The organism is Streptomyces sp. NPDC051020, from assembly GCF_040683105.1.
Taxonomy (GTDB): Bacteria; Actinomycetota; Actinomycetes; order Streptomycetales; family Streptomycetaceae; genus Streptomyces.
This window is the reverse complement of sequence record NZ_JBFBCG010000204.1, coordinates 1-2,577: the sequence shown is the minus strand read 5'-3', so window position 1 is coordinate 2,577 and position 2,577 is coordinate 1. Positions and strand designations below refer to the sequence as shown.

Genomic DNA, 2,577 nt, shown 5'->3' with positions numbered 1-2,577 from the left:
CGGCCCACCACGGCCTGACCCCAGGCCCGGACCACAAGCCCACCACGCCCCGACGCGCCGTCAGGCACCAACACACCCAACAACGTGACAGCGCCGTCCTGGGCCAGCGTCTGCCCCGGCCACCACGAGTCCGCCGGCCGCACCAAGAACACCAAGGTCCGACCCGGCAACCCCTACCTCAAAGGCGCCCTCGGACTCGCCGCGTTCGGCGCGGTGAGAACCAAGGACACCTACCTCCAGGCCCGATACAGGCGGCTCACCGCCCGCCGCGGCCCGCTCAGGGCACTGGTCGCCGTCGAGCACTCGATCATCACCGCGATCTGGCACATGCTGAGCGACAACGTCGGCTACCAGGAACTCGGCGGCTCCTACTTCACCCAACGCGACCCCGAACGCGCCACCCGCCGGGCCGTCAACCAGCTCAACCAGCTCGGCTACACCGTCACCCTCAACCCCAGGGAGACCGCAGCCTGACCGACAGCCCCGGACACCCGGCAGCCTCAACGGCCACCGGACACCCAGCCCTGCCCACACCCACCCCGACCTCCTTCTATTTACGCGTCAGCAGGACGGGCACGTTCCGCCGGCTCGCCTCCTCGAAGGCCCCGGCCGACCAGGGCCACCAGTCGACGGGGTTGTCGGCGTGCTGGAGCAGGTACGGGGACGTCTCATGGGCCAGTCGGTTCATGCGCAGTAGCGTCGCATACGTCCCCTGGCAAGATCGCGCAACTGACGGGCCCGCCCCACGTGGCGGCATCGCCCGTGGTCAGCGGAGTTCCTGAACGACCCACAAAGACGAAAGCCCCCTTTCCGGGGGCTTTCGCCGTTTTCGTGCGCTGCCGAGCGGCGCCGCCCGACCGGTCGGGCCTAGAAGTACGACGGGACGTAGTCGTAGCAGTAGTTTCTCCCGCCGTAGTACTGGTCGCCCTCGAGCAGCAGAAAGCCGCCGGTCCCCTTGCCCACGACTCCGTCCGAGGTGAGGTTGTAGGGGGAGGTGGACTGGTACCACTTGACCCAGGACTTGGTGTTGGGGCCCCACAGTCCGTCCTCGGCCAGCGGGCGTCCCTGGCCCGCGTCCTGCGCGACGTCGTTGAGGAGGTGCTGCACGCACCACACGCCGTGCGTGTTGTTGGCGTAGCCGTCGCCCATGTAGCCGGCGCTCGTGGATGCCTGAGCCTGCCCGATGGTGCCGACTGTGAGAAGCGCGACCGCGGCGGTGATGCCGGCCGCCTTCGCGGCCTTGCGCAGACCCTTGCCGATCGTCGTAGCCATGGAGACTGTGTCCCTTCGTCTGTCGGAGCGGCGTGAGCCGCCGTCGGGATCCAGACTCTCCCGAGCCGTGATCACGGGACTATCCGGTTCGGGGCCAGGGCTTCACACGTTTGTGGATAGTCAGCGCCGCCCCCTTGAGGTATCCGAGGGCAGGCGCCCGTACGTCCGCCGGTACTCGGCGCTGAACCGGCCGAGGTGCGTGAAGCCCCAGCGGCAGGCGACATCGGTGACCGATCCGGTGGCCTGTCCTTCGGCGATGGCCGTCAGCTCATGGTGGGCGCGGTCGAGCCGAACTCTGCGCAGGTACGCCAAAGGCGTGGTGTCCAGATGGGTCCGGAAACCCTCCCGCAGGGTCCGCACGCTGATCCGGGCCGCCTGTGCGATGTCGGAGACCGAGACGGCCTCGTCGACGTGCTCCGCGCAGTAGGCCGTCGCCCGGCGCAGGGCGCTCGGCAGCATCGTGGAGCCGCGGTCGGCCACGGCACTGCTCCAGGAGTGGGCCTGGGCGTCCAGCAGGGTGTCGACCAGAAGGCGTTCGAAGTGCCGGACGCCCAGGTCGGAGCGATGCGCCAGCGGGGAGAGGATGAACTGCCGGAAGGCGCGGGCGAGTGCCAGCCAGGACTGCACGGCCGGGTTCGCCTGGTCGAGCAGGTGCTCGCGGAAGCGCAGCGACGTCTGCGGGATGTCCCCCAAGCGCACCGCGAGCACCTCGTCCACGGTCTCCCGGGACATGGCGAGCGCCGCGTTGACGGCTCGGTGGTCCCACTCCATCGAGACCACGTCCCCTGGTCCGGCAACGGACAACGGGGACGACAGCGCCGTGCCGTTGACGACCACCGCCCCGCCGCCGGCCTGCGGCAGGATGACGTTGTAGAAGTCGGTCAGATCCTGTGCCAGCAGCCGCACCGGAGCACCGTAGGCCAGGTCGTACAGCCCCACCGGGCCCTCATGGAAGGCTCGGAATCTGCCGGGCAGCCGCTGCGCACCCAGGATCGTCAGCCGGTGCGGTGACAGCCGCTGGCCCACTATCTGGCGCAACTCCTCGATGTCTGCCCCTTCGTAGATCGAGACCGGATCCACCTTGCCGTCCCCGTGATCCAGCGTGGTGATCGACAATTCCTACCCCCCGCAGTCGAACTGGATGCCGAACGCGCCGCCTCCGCGGCGACGGCCACACTCTGGTACCCGGGGCACGGTTGGACAAAGGAGATCGAGGCGGGGTGCGGTCGGCGTGTCGCGAAGACGTGTTGACAAGCCGTCAGGTCGAGCGGCTCCGCATTGCGCCTCGGCCTCTCAGCCGTCCTC

Annotated in this window: 3 protein-coding genes and 1 pseudogene; 1 reads left to right on the top strand and 3 read right to left on the bottom strand. The window is 69.1% G+C overall.

The window, feature by feature from the left end; genetic code table 11:
- Positions 1 to 84: 84 nt before the first annotated feature.
- A complete protein-coding gene (locus tag AB0N06_RS38640) occupies positions 85 to 474 on the top strand; it encodes a transposase (RefSeq protein ID WP_366139341.1) in 390 nt (129 codons plus the stop codon).
- An 85-nt stretch (positions 475 to 559) separates the two neighbouring features.
- Here the strand turns inward: AB0N06_RS38640 and AB0N06_RS38635 are convergent.
- From AB0N06_RS38635 to AB0N06_RS38625, 3 genes and pseudogenes are all read right to left on the bottom strand, one after another.
- Positions 560 to 688 (bottom strand): annotated as a pseudogene (locus AB0N06_RS38635) (DUF255 domain-containing protein); the annotation flags it as partial.
- Positions 689 to 867: 179 nt separating this feature from the next.
- Positions 868 to 1,272 carry a hypothetical protein gene (locus AB0N06_RS38630; protein ID WP_366139340.1) on the bottom strand — a complete coding sequence of 135 codons (405 nt, stop codon included), beginning with the start codon at positions 1,270 to 1,272 and terminating at the stop codon, positions 868 to 870.
- A 120-nt stretch (positions 1,273 to 1,392) separates the two neighbouring features.
- Positions 1,393 to 2,388: an AraC family transcriptional regulator gene (locus AB0N06_RS38625; RefSeq protein ID WP_366139339.1), complete on the bottom strand. Its 996-nt coding sequence runs from the start codon at positions 2,386 to 2,388 to the stop codon at positions 1,393 to 1,395.
- Positions 2,389 to 2,577 lie beyond the last annotated feature (189 nt).

What these genes read in the sequence shown, in the direction of transcription:
- AB0N06_RS38630 (WP_366139340.1), bottom strand. Translation starts at nt 1,272, where the DNA reads ATGGCTACGACGATCGGCAAGGGTCTGCGCAAGGCCGCGAAGGCGGCC.